Source organism: Nocardia grenadensis NBRC 108939 (assembly GCF_001613445.1).
Lineage (GTDB): Bacteria > Actinomycetota > Actinomycetes > Mycobacteriales > Mycobacteriaceae > Nocardia > Nocardia grenadensis.
This window is the reverse complement of record NZ_BDCJ01000017.1, coordinates 214,469-233,104: the sequence shown is the minus strand read 5'-3', so window position 1 is coordinate 233,104 and position 18,636 is coordinate 214,469. Positions and strand designations below refer to the sequence as shown.

Annotated in this window: 18 protein-coding genes; 7 read left to right on the top strand and 11 right to left on the bottom strand. The window is 69.2% G+C overall.

Going from position 1 to position 18,636, the window contains the following annotated elements; genetic code table 11:
• Window positions 1-28 precede the first annotated feature (28 nt).
• Window positions 29-499 (bottom strand): Rv0361 family membrane protein, encoded by a 471-nt coding sequence (locus tag NGR01S_RS18705; RefSeq protein WP_157107322.1) that lies wholly within the window; start codon window positions 497-499, stop codon window positions 29-31.
• Between the two features lie 227 nt (window positions 500-726).
• Here NGR01S_RS18705 and NGR01S_RS18700 point away from each other — a divergent pair, with 227 nt between their 5' ends.
• Window positions 727-2,115, top strand: coding sequence for an FAD-dependent oxidoreductase (locus NGR01S_RS18700; protein ID WP_063038500.1), 1,389 nt, complete (start codon window positions 727-729; stop codon window positions 2,113-2,115).
• A 72-nt stretch (window positions 2,116-2,187) separates the two neighbouring features.
• A complete protein-coding gene (locus NGR01S_RS18695; protein WP_063038498.1) occupies window positions 2,188-3,054 on the top strand; it encodes an amidohydrolase family protein in 867 nt (288 codons plus the stop codon).
• Between the two features lie 397 nt (window positions 3,055-3,451).
• On the opposite strand, the gene NGR01S_RS18690 is transcribed toward NGR01S_RS18695, so the two are convergent.
• The 4 genes from NGR01S_RS18690 to NGR01S_RS31050 form a co-directional block, all read right to left on the bottom strand.
• Window positions 3,452-3,862 carry a hypothetical protein gene (locus tag NGR01S_RS18690; RefSeq protein ID WP_157107321.1) on the bottom strand — a complete coding sequence of 137 codons (411 nt, stop codon included), beginning with the start codon at window positions 3,860-3,862 and terminating at the stop codon, window positions 3,452-3,454.
• A 109-nt stretch (window positions 3,863-3,971) separates the two neighbouring features.
• Entirely contained in the window at window positions 3,972-4,454 is a 483-nt protein-coding gene (locus tag NGR01S_RS18685; protein ID WP_063038494.1) for a DUF456 domain-containing protein, read from the bottom strand.
• A gap of 124 nt (window positions 4,455-4,578) precedes the next feature.
• Window positions 4,579-4,779, bottom strand: a complete 201-nt coding sequence (locus NGR01S_RS18680) for a hypothetical protein (RefSeq protein WP_063038492.1) — start codon at window positions 4,777-4,779, stop codon at window positions 4,579-4,581.
• A 69-nt stretch (window positions 4,780-4,848) separates the two neighbouring features.
• Window positions 4,849-4,989 (bottom strand): hypothetical protein, encoded by a 141-nt coding sequence (locus NGR01S_RS31050; RefSeq protein WP_157107320.1) that lies wholly within the window; start codon window positions 4,987-4,989, stop codon window positions 4,849-4,851.
• Between the two features lie 293 nt (window positions 4,990-5,282).
• On the opposite strand from NGR01S_RS31050, the gene NGR01S_RS18675 reads away from it, so the two are divergent.
• Window positions 5,283-5,648 carry a DUF4345 family protein gene (locus NGR01S_RS18675; protein ID WP_063038490.1) on the top strand — a complete coding sequence of 122 codons (366 nt, stop codon included), beginning with the start codon at window positions 5,283-5,285 and terminating at the stop codon, window positions 5,646-5,648.
• 1,003 nt (window positions 5,649-6,651) lie between these two features.
• The gene (locus tag NGR01S_RS18665) at window positions 6,652-8,502 is read left to right on the top strand and encodes a cutinase family protein (protein ID WP_157107319.1); all 1,851 of its coding nucleotides are present in this window, start codon (window positions 6,652-6,654) and stop codon (window positions 8,500-8,502) included.
• On the opposite strand, the gene NGR01S_RS18660 is transcribed toward NGR01S_RS18665, so the two are convergent.
• Window positions 8,499-8,873 carry a YdeI/OmpD-associated family protein gene (locus NGR01S_RS18660; protein ID WP_063038484.1) on the bottom strand — a complete coding sequence of 125 codons (375 nt, stop codon included), beginning with the start codon at window positions 8,871-8,873 and terminating at the stop codon, window positions 8,499-8,501. The genes NGR01S_RS18665 and NGR01S_RS18660 overlap by 4 nt on opposite strands.
• Window positions 8,874-8,947: 74 nt before the next feature.
• On the bottom strand, window positions 8,948-9,901 hold the full coding sequence (locus NGR01S_RS18655; protein WP_063038482.1) for a helix-turn-helix transcriptional regulator: 954 nt from the start codon (window positions 9,899-9,901) through the stop codon (window positions 8,948-8,950).
• A gap of 95 nt (window positions 9,902-9,996) precedes the next feature.
• On the opposite strand from NGR01S_RS18655, the gene NGR01S_RS18650 reads away from it, so the two are divergent.
• Window positions 9,997-10,389 (top strand): VOC family protein, encoded by a 393-nt coding sequence (locus tag NGR01S_RS18650; RefSeq protein WP_063038480.1) that lies wholly within the window; start codon window positions 9,997-9,999, stop codon window positions 10,387-10,389.
• A gap of 31 nt (window positions 10,390-10,420) precedes the next feature.
• Here NGR01S_RS18650 and NGR01S_RS18645 read toward each other — a convergent pair whose 3' ends face one another.
• Window positions 10,421-10,969, bottom strand: a complete 549-nt coding sequence (locus tag NGR01S_RS18645; protein ID WP_063038478.1) for a methylated-DNA--[protein]-cysteine S-methyltransferase — start codon at window positions 10,967-10,969, stop codon at window positions 10,421-10,423.
• A gap of 142 nt (window positions 10,970-11,111) precedes the next feature.
• On the opposite strand from NGR01S_RS18645, the gene NGR01S_RS18640 reads away from it, so the two are divergent.
• The gene (locus tag NGR01S_RS18640; protein WP_063038476.1) at window positions 11,112-12,212 is read left to right on the top strand and encodes a CaiB/BaiF CoA transferase family protein; all 1,101 of its coding nucleotides are present in this window, start codon (window positions 11,112-11,114) and stop codon (window positions 12,210-12,212) included.
• A 145-nt stretch (window positions 12,213-12,357) separates the two neighbouring features.
• On the opposite strand, the gene NGR01S_RS18635 is transcribed toward NGR01S_RS18640, so the two are convergent.
• From NGR01S_RS18635 to NGR01S_RS18625, 3 genes are all read right to left on the bottom strand, one after another.
• The gene (locus tag NGR01S_RS18635; RefSeq protein WP_063038581.1) at window positions 12,358-14,730 is read right to left on the bottom strand and encodes a serine/threonine-protein kinase; all 2,373 of its coding nucleotides are present in this window, start codon (window positions 14,728-14,730) and stop codon (window positions 12,358-12,360) included.
• A 581-nt stretch (window positions 14,731-15,311) separates the two neighbouring features.
• Window positions 15,312-16,334 carry a glutamate ABC transporter substrate-binding protein gene (locus tag NGR01S_RS18630; protein ID WP_063038475.1) on the bottom strand — a complete coding sequence of 341 codons (1,023 nt, stop codon included), beginning with the start codon at window positions 16,332-16,334 and terminating at the stop codon, window positions 15,312-15,314.
• Window positions 16,331-17,689, bottom strand: coding sequence for a GlnX family signal transduction membrane protein (locus NGR01S_RS18625; RefSeq protein WP_063038474.1), 1,359 nt, complete (start codon window positions 17,687-17,689; stop codon window positions 16,331-16,333). Before NGR01S_RS18625 ends, NGR01S_RS18630 begins: the two co-directional genes overlap by 4 nt.
• Window positions 17,690-17,874: 185 nt before the next feature.
• Here NGR01S_RS18625 and NGR01S_RS30340 point away from each other — a divergent pair, with 185 nt between their 5' ends.
• Window positions 17,875-18,630, top strand: coding sequence for an NUDIX hydrolase (locus NGR01S_RS30340; RefSeq protein ID WP_084481348.1), 756 nt, complete (start codon window positions 17,875-17,877; stop codon window positions 18,628-18,630).
• Window positions 18,631-18,636: the final 6 nt, after the last annotated feature.

Here is an 18,636-nt window from a genome sequence, read left to right as displayed (position 1 = left end):
CAAACGTCGGTTGACGCCTTCGGCGAGCTCAGCCGGCCGGTTGGTTGCACACCTTCCAGTCGCCGTCGGACTGGAACAGCCACCAGGTCGCGGTCCGTTCCTCGCCTTCCACACGGCTGGTCACTTCGATATTCGCGGTGTCGCCGGTGATATGGACGGGGCCGAATCTCGTGATCTCGATATCTTTCCCGGTTTCGCCGGGTTTCAGCTGTCCGGCCAGCGGGGAGCGGGCGGGCACGAACCCGGGACACACCGCTTGGCGGGGCGGTTCGGGCCCGTAGCGGTTGCTCACATCGGCGAACTCCCGGACCGCTCCCGCTATCCGGTCGGAATCTGTGACATTTTTCTCAGCGGGCGCCACCAGGCCGGCGATGAGTACACCGACCAGGACCAGGGCCGCGACCGCCGCGGCCACGACGAACGGGGTGATCGAGCGCGGTCGCTCGTCGTCGCCCGATTCGGTGGTCGGCTGCTCGTCGGCCGCTCCGGGATCGCTCATACCGACGATCATCCCTGGTCCCCGGATCGCACCGTGCCCGCACCCCGATAGAATCGCGGGTGGGCGGGTACCGCAGCACAGCGCTACCCGCGAAGACGTGGGACGACGAACGGTGAACAGCCACCCACGGACGACGCGAAGTAGGTGCATACGAGCCGCGCGTCAAGTTAGCCTAAGCTAACAACAACGCCAGTGATTCTTTCGACCGATAAGGGTGCGCGTAACAGATGACCGAGCAGAAGGAAGCGAACCGCCCGCTTCGGATCGCGATCGTCGGAGCCGGGCCGGCCGGTATCTATGCCGCCGACGCGTTGATGAAATCCGATGCGGACGTCTCGATCGATCTGTTCGAGCGGATGCCCGCCCCGTTCGGACTGATCCGCTACGGCGTGGCCCCGGACCACCCGCGGATCAAGGGCATCGTCACCGCCCTGCACAAGGTGCTGGACAAGGAGCAGGTACGCCTGCTCGGCAATATCGATTACGGCACCGATATCACGCTGTCGGATCTGCGTCGTTTCTACGACGCGGTGATCTTCTCCACCGGCGCCAACGCCGACCGGGCGCTGCCGATTCCGGGTATCGACCTGGACGGCTCCTACGGTGCGGCCGATTTCGTGTCCTGGTACGACGGGCATCCGGACGTGCCGCGCACCTGGCCGCTGGAAGCGGAGAAGGTCGCGGTACTCGGTGTCGGCAATGTCGCCCTGGATGTGGCGCGGGTGCTGGCCAAGACCGGTGACGAACTGCTGCCGACCGAGATCCCGCCGAACGTGTACACGGGCCTGAAGAACAACAAGGCCGTCGAGGTGCACGTATTCGGCCGTCGCGGTCCGGCGCAGGCCAAGTTCACTCCGCTGGAGCTGCGCGAGCTCGACCATTCCCCGACGATCGAGGTGATCGTCGATCCGGAGGACATCGACTACGACGAGGGTTCGGAAGCCGCGCGGCGGCATTCGAAGCAGGTCGATATGGTGGCCAACACCCTCGAGCAGTGGGCCATCCGCGACCAGGGCGATCGCCCGCACAAGCTGTTCCTGCACTTCTTCGAATCGCCTTCGGAGATCCTGGGTGAGGACGGCAAGGTCGTGGGTCTGCGTACCGAGCGCACCCAGCTCGACGGCACCGGCAATGTGAAGGGCACCGGCACCTTCAAGCAATGGGATGTACAGGCCGTCTACCGGGCTGTCGGTTACCTGTCGCAGAACATCTCCGAGCTGCCCTTCGACGATCAGGCCGGGGTCATCCCGAACGAGGCCGGCCGGGTCCTGGTCGACGAGAACGCCGACGGGGCCGCCCGCTACCTGCCCGGCACCTATGTGACCGGCTGGATCAAGCGCGGTCCGGTCGGGCTCATCGGCCACACCAAGGGTGACGCCAATGAGACCGTCGCCTGCCTGGTGGACGACAGCACGGATTTCGTGCCGGCCGAGAGCCCGGAGCCCGAGGCCGTGCTGGAATTCCTGGAGGGCCGGGGCATCCCGTTCACCACTTGGGCCGGCTGGTACCGGCTCGACGCGCACGAGCGGTCCCTCGGCGAGCCCGAGGGCCGTGAGCGGGTCAAGGTCGTGGAGCGTGAAGATATGTTGCGCGCGAGCGAACCCCACAAGGTCTGACCTATCGTCCGCTGCTCGGCGATCCGTGGTCGAGAGCAGCGGACGCCCCGATCTATCAGGCATGCTGTAGCAGTGTTCGACGCCCATGTGCACATCATCGATCCGCGTTTTCCGCTGATCGAGAACGAAGGCTACCTACCGGAGCCCTACACCGTCGCCGACTATCGGCGGCGGATGTCCCGGTTCCGGCCTTCCGGCGGCGCGGTGGTGAGCGCTTCGTTCCAGAGCAACGATCAGAGCTATCTGCGCGCTGCTCTGTCCGAACTCGGTCCCGGCTGGGTCGGGGTGACCCGGCTGGACCCCGACGCCTCCGACGCCGAGATCCTCGACCTGCACGAGGCCGGCGTGCGCGCGGTCCGGTTCAACCTCAAACGCGCGGCCGCGGATATCGCCAGTATGACCCGGCAGGCCCTGCGCGCCTACGAGTTGGCGGGCTGGCATGTGGAGATCTATGTCGACGGCCAGATGCTGGCCTCGCTACAACCGGTGATCCTGAAACTGCCGAAGGTGTCCATCGACCATCTCGGAATGTCCGAGGAGGGTCTGTCCTATCTGCTGGACCTGGTCGACCGGGGTGCGCGAGTGAAGGCGACCGGTTTCGGGCGGGTCGATATGGATGTCGCGACGGCGCTGCGCCGGATCCATGCGGTCGATCCGGCGGCGCTGATGTTCGGCAGCGATCTGCCCGGCACCCGCGCGGGCCGGCCGTTCCGGGAATCGGATGTGGAGCTGATCTGCGATGTGGTCGGTACCGATATGAACGCGGTGCTGGAGGACAATGCCCGCGCGTTCTACGGACTGCCCGCGATCGACCGCACCACCGAGGACCCCACTCCCACCCTGCCGCTGTTCGTGCCGCCGCGCGACGATCGGCTCTCGGCGCACGACGGGACGACGCGGCCACTGCCCATCATCCAGAAGCGCCCCGGTCCGCGCTGACTCGTCGCCGCCGATAGCCGCGTGCCCGGTTGCGGATCACGAGTTACCAAGGTGCCGAAGTATTCTCGTCACGGTGAGCAAGGCCTGGAGTGCGGCGTACGGCCGGCTGGTCTCCCGGCTGAATGCGGCGGTCGACCGCACGGCCCGGCTGTTGCACCGAGATATCTCCCACTGCGCGGCCCACCCGTCGAAGACCGCGGCCGATCTTCTGTCCGAGCAGCAGCTTCGGGCCGCCGCGCTACTTCGCGGGGAGATGCGCGGGGAACACCGATCGCACGGCGGCGGCGGACGCGCCGATACCAGGGCAATATTCGACGAGCGAAGACCCCTGTGCGAGGCGATCGAAGAGCGGTCGCGGGAAGTGTTCGGGCACATCGCGAGTATCGCTCGCTACGATTCACCGGGCGGCGGCCGGATCTGGTACAGCGCGCAGATGCACCGGCGTAATCCGGAGCACCCGCAATATTCGCTGATCCGGCGCGCGTTCGAGATATTCGTCAACGAACCGAACGGCCGGAAGCGTATCGCGCTCAACGAACAGAACATCATCTCCGCGGACGCGGTGCGTGGTATGGATCTCGACGATGTCATCCGTGATCGCGGTGACCACTGGCATATCAAAGCACTCGCTGTGCACCACGGGATCCGGGGCGAACTGGGCGATATCGAGCCCACCGATTTCCTCACCACGCTGGATCCCGGACGGGAACGACTGCATCATCTCTGGCAATTCCTCAACGAGGTGAAACATATCCACTTTCGAAGCCCGCGCCCGGGTGCGACCGAAATACTCGACGAGCTGAGACAATGGCCGTCCGCCCGGGACGAGCGGCTTCGCGCCACCGGACGGTGGCCCAACTGTTGGAGGAGTTGCGGGCGCTGCGCTACGAGTTGGCCTCTCGTGACTGAGGACCGGCTCAGGCCGCGATCGCGCCGCCCACCCACACCCCGCTCGCCAGCAACGCGCCCAGCAACTCCACCAGGATCGAGAGGCCGACACCCTTGATGGCGTGTTTGCTCGACACCCACGCCTGCCGCTTATCGGGGAGTCGCTGTAGTTCCGAGACGTACACGCCGACCACGAAACCCACGAAGAGTCCGAGCACCGGGATCACGAAGAACCCGACTATGCCGGCGAGGCCGCCCAGCAGCAGCGTCCGGTTCGGCACTCCCGCTTCTTTCAGTTTCCGGCCCGGCCAGGTGTACTTCACGACCCCGGAGACGACCAGCAGGACGGTGCTCACCGCCAGTACCGCCCACGCTGTCGTCCCGCCGGTGACGAAGGCCCAGACGGCGATCGCCCCGAAGATCAGGATCACCCCCGGCAGAATCGGCACCACGATGCCGGTGAGGCCGACCAGGATCACCAGGCCGACAACAATTTCTCCCCAAGCGCTCACAGCACCAAAGTAGCCCGGATCGGAGGCAGTCGCCGGTCCAGCGGACGGGGCACCGCCTGTTGCGGACCGGGCGAGAATACCGCCGGCCGCGACGAGTTCGCGCATGCCGGAGGCCGAATGCCGATCAGGACGGATCGCCGGTGGCCAGGATGCGGGCGGTCAGGGCCAGTACACCGGCGCGGTGGCGAGGGGCGCCGAGCATATCGGTGATCTCGGGGCGCATGCCCGCGAAGATCGCCGGCGCCAGGAATTCGGTGTCGGTTTCGGGGATGATCTGCGCGATCAGATCGGCCCGCAGGGTACGCGCGAAGCCGCGGCGGCCCACCGCGCATTCGAGGCCCGTACCGCGCTCGGCAAAACCATCCTCACCCTCTGAGCTGATAGGTCTGCGTTGCTAGACCTCATTGTCCACCCAGTGCGGACTGGCGCCCGACTGACGCACCATGGATAGTGCACGCGGCCCCTTCCCGACCTCGCGACCGAGAGTGCGGATGAGTTCGCCGGTCGTCTCCGTCACAAGGCCGGAACGGTTCACGGGCTGCTCCTTTCGGCGCCGGGAACCGGTGCTCGGGGACTCGCCACGGGTGGCGGGTTGCCGTCCCGAGCGCACCGCAACCGACACCGCCGGTCCGCCCTCCCGCGTCTCGACCGGCCGAGATCATCGACCGTCGTGCTCGGAGCCGCCGAGTTCCGGCCGTCCGGTGGTCGCGCGAGGCGTGTTCGGGGCCGTGGCCGTCCCTCGGTGCCACGGGAGCACGTTTCCGGAAGCCGGGACGGGAGGGGCGGGCGGATGATGGGCCGGCCAGTAAACGAAATGTGGAGGTAGTGATGCGGCCGGTGGTACTGCTGGGGGCAGCAATTCTTTTCGCGGGAATGGGTCTGTACGCGCTCGCCGTACCGGCAAGGCTGACCGCGCCCTTCGATATCGCCGTGACCACTGCGACCGGGCGCTCCGAGGTCCGCGCGGTGTACGGCGGGTTCGGGCTCGCGGTCGCCGGTGCGCTCGGCTGGGCGGCTCTGGCCACCGGGGAACTCGGCCGGGGCGTAGTGCTGGCGGTGGCCGTCGCGCTCGCCGGGATGGCCGCCGGCCGGGTCGTCTCCCGGATACTGGACAGCTCGGTCGCGTTCTATCCCATCTGGTTCTACTTCTGGGTGGAGGCGGTCGCGGCCGCCGCACTGATCGCGGTCGCTTGACGGTTGCGCGGTAAATGCCGGGCCGCGGGCCGTCGACCGGCCGGGCGGCGATTACCACTCGGCGCCGACGCCCCCTGCCCGGGTGGCGATCTCAATTCTGGCGTGGCAGGAGTTCGGTGATGGGTGCATCGGCCGGTACGCCGTAGTGGTCGCCCGCCCGGGCCTCGTGATCGGTGGTCGTGCCGGCCGGTCGGCATCGGTGGAGGCGAGTATGTCGAGGGTGCCGGCGCGTGGCGGAAAGGTCCGATAGGACCGGATGCGCCGGCGGTTTACCTCCGAATACACCGGGGAAATCAGGTGATCGGCCACCTGCGCGGCACCGATGCGCGCGAGAGTGGCGGGAGCCATCGTTCCGAGTGCCGAATTCGTTACACATTGCGCCCATCCATTTGCCGATCAGCGGCGAATACAAGATGGATGTGTCATAGCTTCAAGCCATAACTGCTGTTGGGGTGCTATATAAGGTCTCGCCCATCGGCTGTCGGGGGCTTGGGGGAGAGCGCAACCGCAAGAGTCCGAGCGGCCGCTCGGATGGACAACGAAATCAGAGAAAAGAGGATTGACATGGGTCTGCTCGGTGGTCTGCTCGGTCTCGTCGGTGGCGTCGTCACGGGCCTCGCCGGTGTTGTCGGCGCCCTCGGCGCCGCCCTCTTCTGAACCGGTCGCCCTGTCGCCGGATGTGCTCGTGAACACTGCACCTGACGAGCATTTCCGCGCGGGCGAATTCGTTGTGGGGTGCCCGTTCCGGTCCGTCACTGCGCGGTGACTGCCGGGGCGGGTATTCCGGTGTAGCAACTCTTTCCGTGCCGGGACACCGGAAGCGTCCCGGTGCGTTCGCATTCGCTGTGAGGAGTTCAGTTGCTTCTGAGCGTTGTGGGACAGCTCGTCGGCACAGTGCTGGATCTCGTTATCGCGCTACTCGTTCCCTGACCGGCCCGCGCGAGGTCGATTGCCGCGCGGCGCTGTCCGGGGTCGTGCCGTTCTGATCAATTCGGAGGTCTGGATGAGCCGCGCCCGCACGGTATCCGAACGAGTGTCCCGCGCTCTCGCCGGTGCGGTGACGGTAGCGGTTGCCGCGCTCTCGATCGGACCACCCGCGGTCGCCGGAGCCCAGGACGGCGTCGAAGTGGCGCTGGCCGAAGCCGGGGGCTGTCCCGGTTTCTTCGTGCTCGGCGTGCAGGGGACCGGCGAATCCACGCCGAACTCCCCGGTGGCCGCGGATGCCGGACTGCTGTCGCAGGTGCTGGGTCCGTTGACCGAAATATTGAGCGGACCCGCCGTCGGCCGGGCCTATGTTCCCTATCTGGCCGGTTTCGGCGGCGCGCTACCCGGTGCCACCACGGCGCCGTATTCCGTCTCGGCGAGTGAGGGGCTGAGACGGTTGCGCGATATGGCGGCCGACGTCGCCCAGCGCTGTCCGGGTTCCCAGCTGGGACTGATCGGTTACTCGCAGGGCGCGCACGTCGTTTCGATGTTCGCGCGCGAGGTAGGGACCGGCCGAGGCGCGGTGCCGGCCGGTCGGGTCGCCGCCGTGGCACTGCTGGCCGACCCCACCCGTGCCCCCGGGGCGGCGGTGTTCCCCGGACTGCCGGGGGCCGGGCGTCCGGAAGCGGCACCCGGTACCACGGGTGCGGAACTGGGCGCCCTGCCGGAGTTTCCGCAGCATCCCGCGCCGGGCGGCGGTATCGGGCCACTGCGTGATATCGCGCCGGACTTCGGGGAACTCACCGGACGGGTCGCCTCGCTGTGCCTGCCCGGTGACCTCGCCTGCGACGCCCCCGCCGACGCCCCGCTGCTGCACATGGTGGTCAACATCCTCGGCCAGGCCGAACTGCTCCCGTCGGACCCGGCGGCGGCACTGGCATCGATCGGCGACGGTTTCTCCTCGACACTTTCGCGTACCGCGACCGCGGTCGTCACCCACGATCTGCGCGGATACTCCCTGGGCACCCTCTCGCTGACACCTGAGAAACCGCTCGGCGTCCGACTGGCCGAAGCCGCCGACCCGCGCTCGGACAGCGAACCGCAGACCCGCGAAGCGCTGCTGAAACTGGGTACCAGCGCGCTCAACACCCTGCTGGCGATCATCGGAGTCGCCCTCGAACCCGCCGAGGTCGCCGGTATCGCCACCGCGCCCGACCCGCTGACCGGTGTCGAACGGGCCACCGACGCGCTCATCGCCGCCGTGCGCCGCCCGCTACCGCGGCGCACCATGTTCAACCTGGTCAGCAAGATCTTCAACGCGCTCGGCCAACTGAGCGCCGAGAACGCCGAACTCCTCGACCCCGGGCTGTGGCTGCGCTATGCGGATACGGTCCGCAAACACGGCGACTACTTCCACGCCGGCTACACGGCGGACGGCCGTCCCGCCGCCGACCTGGTACTGAAATGGTTCACCGCGGTCGCCGAAGACCTCGCCACCAATCGCATCCCCGAACCGTCCCCGGCGCGACCGGCGCCGGCCGTCCCCGCCCCCGCTGCGCCCGGTCCCGCGCCCGCGCCGCAACAGCCGATACCGGCCCCGCCCGTTCCCGAGCCCGATATCCGCAATGTCGCGGTCGGCACCGAATCACCCGGTACGCGAGGGGCGGCCGACGCCGCCTCCCGACGACCTCTGCACGGCCTCGCTCCGTATCTGCTCGGGCTGGTGCTGTTGGTGGCGGTCTCGGCGGGTGCGTGCGGCGCGATCGGCGTCGCGTATCGGGCGCGCGGTCTGCGGTGGGTGGCGATCGCGGCCCGCGGTACCCGATGCGACGGCCATCGGCGGTCGGCCGGATTCGTCCGGCGGGACCGGGCGCGGGACAGGTCCCGCCAGCGCGGGCCAGGACATCCGCCCACGAGCGGCCGCCCCTAACGGTCCTCCGGCCAGCGCCCGTCTGCCTTCGCCGATTCGATGGCCGCGTATCCCGGCTGCCGCATCCGGCCCGCGGCCGCCAAACTCTCCGCCTTGCCCCGGTTGATCGCCGACCACGGGCTCCTGGGGGTGCGCGGTGAATAACGCTGGAGGTAGTACTCGGCGTCGAAGGCGCGGCGGTGGCTGTCGATCCAGCCGTAGCAGAGGGCGACGTCGAGGGCTTCGGTGATGGTGACAGTGGGGACGGGCGCGTTCTTCTTGGCGATCTTCAACCAGATCTCGGTGGCGGAGGCGTGGTTCGCCGAAAGCCACCTCTCGTAGTCCGCGGCGGCATCGAAGGTGGCGGCTCGGGTGTGGTCGGTAGTGGGCACAGGTGGGCCTCTTCTCGCTGGAGTGTGGTGGTCTGCTTCGATCATCCAGCGATAAGTGCGCACCGAATGAGCAGTTATTTCCGGCCGTCGCCGTAGCGTTCTACCAATTCCGCGCCCAGCGCCGCGAGCTCGCGGCGGACCGAGTCCGGTTCCACGACTTCGACGGTCGCGCCCCAGCCCGCGAGTTGTTCGGCGATCGCCCGTGGCGTGTGCGCGGTGAACCGGACCCGGACCCGGCCGCCGGCCGCGGGCCCGGCGACCTCGCAGTGCCTGCCGTGCCGATCGCGCAGCACCGGCAGCAGCTGTTCGCCGACGAGAACGGTGGCGGAGGTGGACGCGCGGCGCTGTTCCATCTGTTCGACGACCTCGGCCCACAGTGCCGGCAGATCGAGGTCGGCGGGCCGGTGTGCTTCCTGATCGGTGGGTTCGGCGTTCGAGATCCGGTCCACCCGGAAGGTCCGGCGACCGTGCTCGGTCCCGGCCAGCAGGTACCAGACGGTGTCCTTGTCCACCAGGCCCCACGGATCGACCACCCGATCGGTGTGGGTACCGGCGCGGCCCCGGTACCGCAACGTGACCCGGCGGCGTTGCACCACAGCCTGCTGTAACAGTCGCACCGTCTCGGGGAGTTCGCGTTCGGTGCGGCCCCAGCCGGCCGGATCGATCACCACCGCGTCGGCAGCGGCCTCGGCGTCGCCGCGGAAGGTCGCGGGGAGGGCGCGCAACAGTTTGCGCAGGGCCGAGCGCGCCTCGGGTACCGCACCCGCAGACGGGCCGGTGAGCAGGAACAACGCCCGCGCCTCACCTGCGGTCAAACCGCTCAGATCGGTGCGTGCCCCGCCGACCAGCTGCCAGCCGCCGCCGCGTCCCGGCTGTGGATACACCGGGACACCGGCGGTCGAGAGCGCTTCCAGATCACGGCGCGCGGTCGCCACCGAAACCTCCAGTTCGGCCGCGATCTCGGCGGCGGTGACCCGGCCCCGCGTCTGCATGAGCAGCAGGGTGGCCACCAGACGATCAGCTCGCATGGTGCCGATTCTGCCCGGAAAAGTGTTCAGAAGTTGAGCACTTTGCTTGCCACGATGGATTCACCGGCTCGAAACCACTACCGAGGAGAACGACCATGCTGCGAGGAATGACCACCGTGAACTTCTACGCCGACGATCTGGCGGCCGCCCGGGACTGGTACACGGAATTTCTCGGGGCGCCGCCCTATTTCGCGGTGCCGGGGTATTACGAGTTCCGTGTCGGCGATTACGAGCACGAATTCGGCCTCATCGACGGCGCGTACCGGCCGGATCGCGCCGAGCCCGGGCCGGGCGGAGCGATCCTGTACTGGCACGTGGACGATTTGGCGGCCACCTACGAGCGGCTGCTGGAACTCGGTGCCACCGCATACGAGCCGATCACCACCCGCGGACCGGGTTTCGTCACCGGCTCGGTGGTGGACCCGTTCGGTAACGTGCTCGGTCTCATGAGCAATGCCCACTACGTGGAGGTGCTCGGCGGGAAATGACGTATCCGGCGTGCTCGCGGCCCGTCTCCGATCAGAACAGGGTCGGTTCGCCGAAACCGGGGGTGCGTTCGATCGCCAGCAGCTTCGATTTCGTATCGATACCGCCCGGCGCCGAGAACCCGTGCAGCGAATGGTCGGCGGCCAGAACGCGGTGGCAGGGCACGATGAGGGGGATCGGATTGCTGCCGAGCGCCCGGCCGACGGCCTGCGCCGCCCCGGCCGCGCCGCAGCTGCGCGCGACCTCCCCGTAGCTGAGCGTATGTCCGGGGTCGATGGCGCGGGTGACCGCGTACACCGCACGGTGGAACTCCGGTGGCCCGGTGAGATCGAGCGGTATCCAGCGTAGGTCGTCGAGATCGCCGTCGAGGTGGGCGCGGATGCGGGCGAGTGCCTCGGCGCGCGGGCCCGTGCTCGGTTCGGGGACCGGGCGGGCGTCGCCCGCGACGCGGAACCCGGCGCCGGGGTCGTAGCCGGGGAGGGAGAAGCCGACCACGGCGTCCGCTCGCCAGGCGATGGCACAGCGGCCCATCGCGGTGTCGAAATTCGTCGCGTCCAGCGGCGCGACCGCACTGTGCGGCATACCGACAGTTTGCGCGTACCCACCGACAACCACCGGTCCCGGGGGCGGACCGCACCGACCCCGTGACTCGGAGCCGCTGTTGTCATACTGTCAATATGCCCCGCGGGGCTGACACTGGATCGACGACGAACCGAGGTAGGGCGTGAGTACACCATCCACCGCCACCAAGCAGGGCCCGCTCGCGGGCATTCGCGTGATCGAACTGGCCGGGATCGGGCCCGGGCCGCATGCCGCGTTGCTGCTGGCCGATCTCGGCGCCGATGTGGTGCGGATCCAGCGCGCCGGTCAGCTGCCCGGCGGCGCCGACCGGCCGCAGCTGCGCGGCCGCACGGTCGTGGAGGCCGACCTCAAGGACCCGGCCGATATCGAGAAGGTCCTCGGGCTGGTGGACAAAGCCGACGTCTTCATCGAAGGCTTCCGGCCCGGTGTCACCGAACGGATGGGACTGGGACCCGACGAACTGCTCGAACGCAACCCGCGGCTGGTCTACGGCCGGATGACCGGGTGGGGCCAGGAGGGCCCGCTGTCGAACCGGGCCGGGCACGATATCAACTACATCAGCCTCACCGGCGTCCTGCACGCCATCGGCCGCAAAGGGGAGCGGCCGGTACCCCCGCTGAACATGGTCGGCGATTTCGGCGGCGGCTCCATGTTCCTGGTGTTCGGTATCCTGGCGGCCCTGGTGGAACGGCAGAATTCCGGTAAAGGCCAGGTCATCGATGCCGCCATGGTCGACGGGACGCTGGCGCTGTCGAATATGATCTGGGCCTTCCGCGGTACCGGTGCCTGGTCCTCCGAACGCGGTACGAACCTGCTCGACACCGGTATGGCGTTCTACGACACCTACGAGACCTCCGACGGCAAGTACATGGCCGTCGGCGCGATCGAGCCCCAGTTCTACGCACAGCTGCTGGCCGGCCTGGAAATCGATCCCGAGGGCCTGCCGTTCCAGATGGATCCGGCCGGGCAGGACACGCTGAAGAAGCTGTTCACCGAGAAGTTCCGCAGCAGGACCCGCGACGAATGGGCCGCGATCTTCACCGGCACCGACGCCTGTGTGAGCCCGGTACTCACCTTCGACGAGGCGGGCGCGAACGAACATATCGCCGCGCGCGGTTCGCTCATCGAACTGGATGATGTCACCCAGCACGCCCCGGCGCCCCGATTCTCCCGCACGCCCAACGGTGTGCCCACCCCGCCGCCCACCGAGGCGACCCCGATCGAAACCGTCTGGGCGGACTGAATTCCGCGGGCGGGCCGGTTCGCGCGCCCGCCCGCCACCACGGTCGCGCGGATCGTCCGACCGGTGCGGCTGTCGGCTCGGCGACCGGGTCGACGCCTCACCGGCCCGGTCGGACTCGTGGTCCGGGAAACCTCGGCACGACGGTTCAGAACCAGGTGTTGGGCCGGATGTAATTGGCCAGATCCACCAGTGCGTAGCGGTGGCGGCGGCCGGGCGCGAAGCGGGCCAGGGTGCGCAGCCCGGATTCGGTGCCGTCGCGTAACGCGTGCTCGGTGAACGCGACCCCCATGAGCGGTGGCCGGGGCCGCCGCGGCGTATTCCCGGCCTGCAACCACGACAGTGCGCAGCCCAGCACCATCACCCGCAGTTGGACGGCCCGGCGTTCGTCCGGCGGCAGAGCCTCCACGCGGGCCGCCGCCTCACGCAGGGTGGCCTCCGGCAGTTCCGCCACCGGCGCGCTGGTGAGCAGCAGCAGGACCACGGTCATCCGGGCGATGGTGAAATAGCGGGAGGAACCCGGCACCTCGTCCAGCGCGGTGACGGCCTCCCGGTGGCGGCCGGCCGCGGTGAGCAGACGGGCCGAACCGAAAGCCGCGCTCACCAACCCGTGATCGGTGCGCCAGGTGGTGGCATAGAAATTCTCGGCGTAATCGCGCCAGGCGCGGGTCTCGTCCGGTGCCCAGTGCTGGAGCACGAGTTCGGCGGTGGCGGCCAGGGCCAGTTTCGGCGCCAGCTCACCCGGAAGGACCCGCAAGACCGCGTCGAACGCGGAATACGCCTTCTCGTAATCGTTCTCGCGCAAACCGGCAATACCCGTGTACCAGTCGATCCGCCAATCCCGGCGGCCCGTGTTCGGTATGGCGTCGAGCAGATCGGTGGCCTCGGCGGCGCGGTCCAGATCCAGCAGGATGCGGGCCTCGGCCAGGCGCAGTTCGCGTTCCAGGTTCTCCGGGGCCGCGGCCGGGTCCTCGGCCAATCGCTCGCGTATCTCGTACAGTGCGGCCAATGCCTGGTCCGGATCGGATTGCAGTGTGTCGGTCAGCCGGGCGGCGGCCGGTTCGGTGCGGGGCAGCAGCGGGATCGGCAGCGCGGCGGCGATATCGGTGGCCGAGAGCAGGGTGTCGCGGGCGACCCCGTCGGCGTAGGCGTCGGTCTGGCCGATCAGTTGCTCGGCGCCGAACGCGCTGCGCTGTTTACCGAAAACCGTGGACCGGTGTGGCCGCTCCACGCCGGTGTCGGAGGCCAGGATCTCCCGCAACACTCCGGACAGCTGGTCGGCCATGGCCCCGGCGGACGGGAATCGCCGGTCCGGGTCGGTATCGGTGGCGCACAGCAGCAGTCGGTGGAACGACTCGTACCGGGCCAGGATCGGTTCGTCCTCCGGGGCGGGCAGACCGTCGCGGTAGGCGCCGTGTTCGGTCGGCATGTTCAGGGTCAGCACGGCCAGCGTGCGACCCACCGTGTAGATATCGGAAGCCACCGTCGGACCGGTGCGCGCGATCTCGGGTGCCTGGAAACCGCGGGTACCGTACAGGTTCCCGTAGGCCTCGATCGGTGCGACCGCCCCCAGATCGAGCAGTTTGACCTGGTCCTCGGTGACCATGATGTTGTCGGGTTTGAGGTCGTTGTAGGTGAGCCCGGTCGCGTGCAGATAGTCCAGCGCGGGCAGCACCTCCAGGATGTAGGCGATGGCCTGCGCCACCGGGATCCGTTCGGGCCGCTTGTGGTCGTCGAGCATGCTGCGCAGTGAACGGCCGCCCACGTACTCCATCACGATGAATCCGATCGGCTCACCACCGGGCGGTAGGTGTTCGACGAAATTGTGGATCTTCACGATGCCCGGATGGGCGACCTCGGCCAGGAACTCCCGCTCCGCCACAGCCACCGCCTGCGCCTCGATATCGTCCGCGTGCAGCAGTCCCTTCAACACCACCCAGCGGTCGCTGACATTGCGGTCCACGGCGAGATAGATCCAGCCCAGCCCGCCGTGCGCGAGGCAGCCCTGGACCTCGTACTGGCCGGCCACCATATCCCCGGGACTCAGAGTCGGGCGGAAATCGAAGGCGGCGCCGCAATTCGAGCAGATACCGCGTGTGGTGGCCGGCCCGCTCGTGCTCGCCCGGCCCACCGGTTTGCCGCAGCGCCAGCAGAACCGTTTGCCCTCCGCGACCACCGGATCGGCGCGGACCGCGGCGACCGGGTCGGCGGCTTCGACGGGCGGTATCTCGACCAGGCCGGCGACCAGGGTGCGCACCGTGGGCCGGGAACGCACGGTGCGGGTGCTGCGGCCGGTACGCAGCTGGGAACCGCTGCCGCGCCCGGAACTTCCGGTGGACCCCGAACCCGTCCGAGTGCCGGTGCCGGTGGATGCCGCGGCCGCCGCGGTGCCCGGGTATGCGGCGGTACCGGCGACCGCACCGGTCTGCGGGGAGGTGGAGGTCCCCGCACCGGCGGCGGTTTCCGGAGCGGCGGCGGGGTCGGCGGTAACGGTTTCGTGGTCCGCGTCGGCACCGGCGATGCCGGCGCTGCCCGGGCCGCCGACCGGATCGGCGTCGGCAACAGATCCCGCGTATGCGGCCGTGCCCGCAATGGCGGCGGTGCCCGGGAGACCGGCCGTATCCGCGCCGGCGGCGGTTTCCGCGTATGCGGCGGTCCCGGCGACGGCGGCGGTTCCCGGGTTCGCACCGGTGTCGGCGAGTGCGGTTTCCGGGGGTGCGGCCGCACCGGCGACGCCGGCGGTATCCGATTGCGCAGCGGGATCCGCGCCGGCGGCGGTTTCCGGGTGGCCGCCGGTGCCCGCATCGGCCACGGTTCTCGAATATTCGGCTTCACCTGCGTCGGGTGCCGAGTGCCCGGCCGTACCCGTTCCAGCGGCGTTTTCCGGGGAAGCGGTAGTACTCGCTGCGGTGGTTCCCGAGCCCGCGACGGGCCCGGAAATACTGTGATCGTCACGTACCCGGCCCGCCCCGAGCCGGGTGGCCGCAGTGGGCTGCCCGTCCAGTTGCCGGCGGCGGTCGGCGTCGACGGCGCGGGTCGGTGGCGGCTCCGGGGATGTCCCGGAGCCGGACCGGTCGACCGACTCGTCCGTCGTCACGGTGATCAGTCCCGATAGGTCGGCGGCGGGGGTCCGGGGGAGGGGCCGAGGGCCGAGAGCCACTGGTTGTAGAGGCGGTTCCAGGTACCGTCCGTGCGGATCCGGTCGAGGGTGCCGTTGACGAAACGCACCAGGTCGTCGTCACCTTTGGGGATGCCGATTCCGTACGGCTCTTCACTGATACTCGGACCGACCAATTCGGTGTACGGGTCCTGTTCGGCCAATCCGGCCAGGATCGCGTCGTCGGTACTCACCGCGTCCACCTGCCGCTGCTGCAATACCACCAGACAATCCGCCCAGGTGGGGACGGTGAGAATGGACGCCTTCGGCTGGATCTGGCTGATATGTTCCAGCGAGGTGGTGCCGCGGATCGTGCACACCCGCTTGTTCGCCAGATCTTTCAGGCTCTGGATCCCGGAATTCTGCACGGCCAGCACCCGCTGGTGCGCCTTCAGGTACACGGTGGAGAAGGAGACCCTGGCCAGACGCGCGCAGGTGATGGTCATGGTCTTGACCACCATATCCACCCGGTGCTCGATCAGCGCCGCTTCCCGCTCCTCGGACCCGAGGCTGCGGTACTCGATCTTGTCGGGATCGCCGAACAGGTCCCGGGCCACCTCACGGGCGATATCGGCGTCGAAGCCGACGATCACTCCGCTTTCGGGATCGCGGAAGCTGAACAGGTTGCTGCCGGTGTCCAATCCGACGACCAGCCGGCCGCGGGACCGGATCCGGTCCAGTACCGGGCCGGTCGCCCCGGGACCGGTGGGGCGCAGGCCGGCGGTGGGATCACCGCAGTTGGTGGGGGCGTCGGGCAGGGGTAGCGGGCCGTCGGCCTTCATCACCGTCGCCTGCGCGGGCAGGGGCGGCTCGGAGTAGTCGCTGTGCGCCACCTCGTGGTGCGGGCCCGGGCCGGTGGCGCACCCGGCCACCAGCAGCGCGGTGCACGCCACCCCGAGCCGCAGCGGCCACGGTCGCCGCGACGGCCGGGGGGCCGTCGGTCGGACCGGGTTTCGCGCAAACCTCATCGATACTCCCGCAGTCTTGGCCAGATGCCGAAGGCGATGTACGCCGCGGCGGCGAAGCCGAGGATCAACGCACCTGGTGCCAGATAGTCGAGTACCCGGGCACTGTGGAAAATATTGCTGCGTAGCGTGTCCCGGGTTTCGGTGATACCGCTGCCCAGCGCGTTGTCCAGGGCTTCCACATGAACGGTAGCGTTCTCGGTGCCCGGTGCGGTGGCGATCGTGGCCGCGCGGGCGAACTCGCCACGATTGAGTGCCTCGTTCATCCGCTGGTGCGCCGCCAGCCAGTGCAGCAGCGCGGCGCGCGCGTCGACCGTCGCCCGGTCGGTGTGCCCGGCGAGGAGTTCGTTGAGCCGGGTGATGTTGGCATCGAACGCGTGATCGTAGTCGCCGGTGGTGTCGCGGCGCACCAGTTTGAGTGTTTCCGCCGAACGCGCCTGCTGCGCGAGGATCCGGCTCTCGGTGAGCCGGGCGGCGGGCACCGTTCCGTCGGACCGGCCGCTGGACATCGCCACCGATGAAACAGATCCGGCGATCACCGTCCACAACATCAGCGTCAGCAACGCGCCGGAGGCAAGCAGCAGGCCCGGGTTGAAGGTTCGGTGCCACTGCCGGGCCAGCAGGCGTTGCGCCCACACCAGCGCGATCACGGCGACGACGAGCAGCACGATCGCCGACCACGGCGGCCGGACGTGCCGGTCCTGGGCGGTATCGACCGCGGCCGCGCGCCGCACGTACAGCTGTTCGGCGGTCGGCAGCAGCACCGTCTGCATCTCCGACGACGCCTCGCTCAGATAGGCCGCGCCGACCGGATGGCCCACCCGGTTGTTCGCCCGCGCGGTCTCCATCAGGCCCGAGTACACGGGCAGCCCCGACCCGATACCCATCCGCTGCAGCACGTCCTGGGGGTCGTCACCGGACAGTGTCACCAGATCGGCGCCCGCCTCCCCCAGCGCCTGGCTGTAGCGATCACGCACCTGTTCGGGTTCCAGCCCGCCGGAGATGAACGCCGTGGCCGCGGCGGCGTCGGCCACCGAGAGCGCGGTGTAGAGCCGATGTGCCGCGTTCGCATCGGGTTCGGTGTGGGCGAGCAGCACGTCGAGGTCGCGTTGGCGATCGTGCACTGCGCCGGCGGTGATCACCCCCGACCCCAGGGCCAGCACGATCAGCAGGAGTCCTACCCCGACCAGCCGCCCGGGCGAGGACTGGGCGAACAGGCGTAAACGTGCAGGATCCAACCACTTCCAGGCCTGTGCGAGCCCGGGACGGACGAGCCCCGCCCGCCCGGGGGCGGGCGCCGGTTCCGGGTGGGCCGGGACGGGTTCGGATACCACCCGATCCACCGCCAACCGCGTCATGTCCACCCTCCAACTCTGGGCGCCGTGTGCGCTGTATCGCTCCGCCGGTGCCGCGCGAGATCGCTCACACCGCTGCCATGAGCGTATTCGGTATTGTCTACGCGCGCGCCCCGACCTCCACAACCCGCCACCCACCACCACAGGTGGGGCAGGATGGAGGCAACGGTCGACGAGGGCGGTGCGAGATGCGTGGTGACGGTGACGGGTGGTCCATAAGCCCCGGTGGTGTGCGGCACTGGGGGCTGTTCGGGGCGGCCGGTTTGCTGCTGCGCGCCCCGCTCGGCGGCGGCGGTTCGGCGGTGCTGCTGCAGCATCGCGCGCTGTGGAGTCACGAGGGCGGGACCTGGGCGCTGCCCGGCGGGGCCCGCGACAGCGACGAGTCGGCGGTGCACGCGGCGGTCCGCGAAGCGGACGAGGAGGCCGGGATCAAGGCCGCGGATATCCGAGTGCGCGCCGAACGGGTCACCGCCACCGCCCCGAGCGGCTGGACCTATACGACGGTGATCGCCGATGCCGGCAAACCGCTACCGGTGCGCCCGAACATGGAGAGTGTGGAGCTGGCCTGGGTACCGGAGGACGAGGTCGATCGGCGTCCGCTGCACGCCGGGTTCGCGCACGCGTGGCCCGGGTTGCGGGCCACGTTCGCCTGGATGGACCCGGGTGAGTGCCCGGCGGCGGATGCGGTGGAGCTGGCCGCGACCCTGCCGCGCACGGTCGACCTGGGTGCGGAGTTCGTCTGGTTGCACGCCGAACCCGAGGGGCCCGGCGACCGTGCGGTCCTGCTGAACCCCCCGTATCCGCCGGAGAGTCCGGAACCGAGCGGGTCCCCGAATCCGGCCGGCGAGGCGGACGATCCGGGCGCGGGGCTCGGTGGGGTCGCGCACCCGGAGGCCCGGGTGCTGGGGATTCCGCGCAGCGCGGTGCTGGGATGGGAGCGCTGAGTTGGG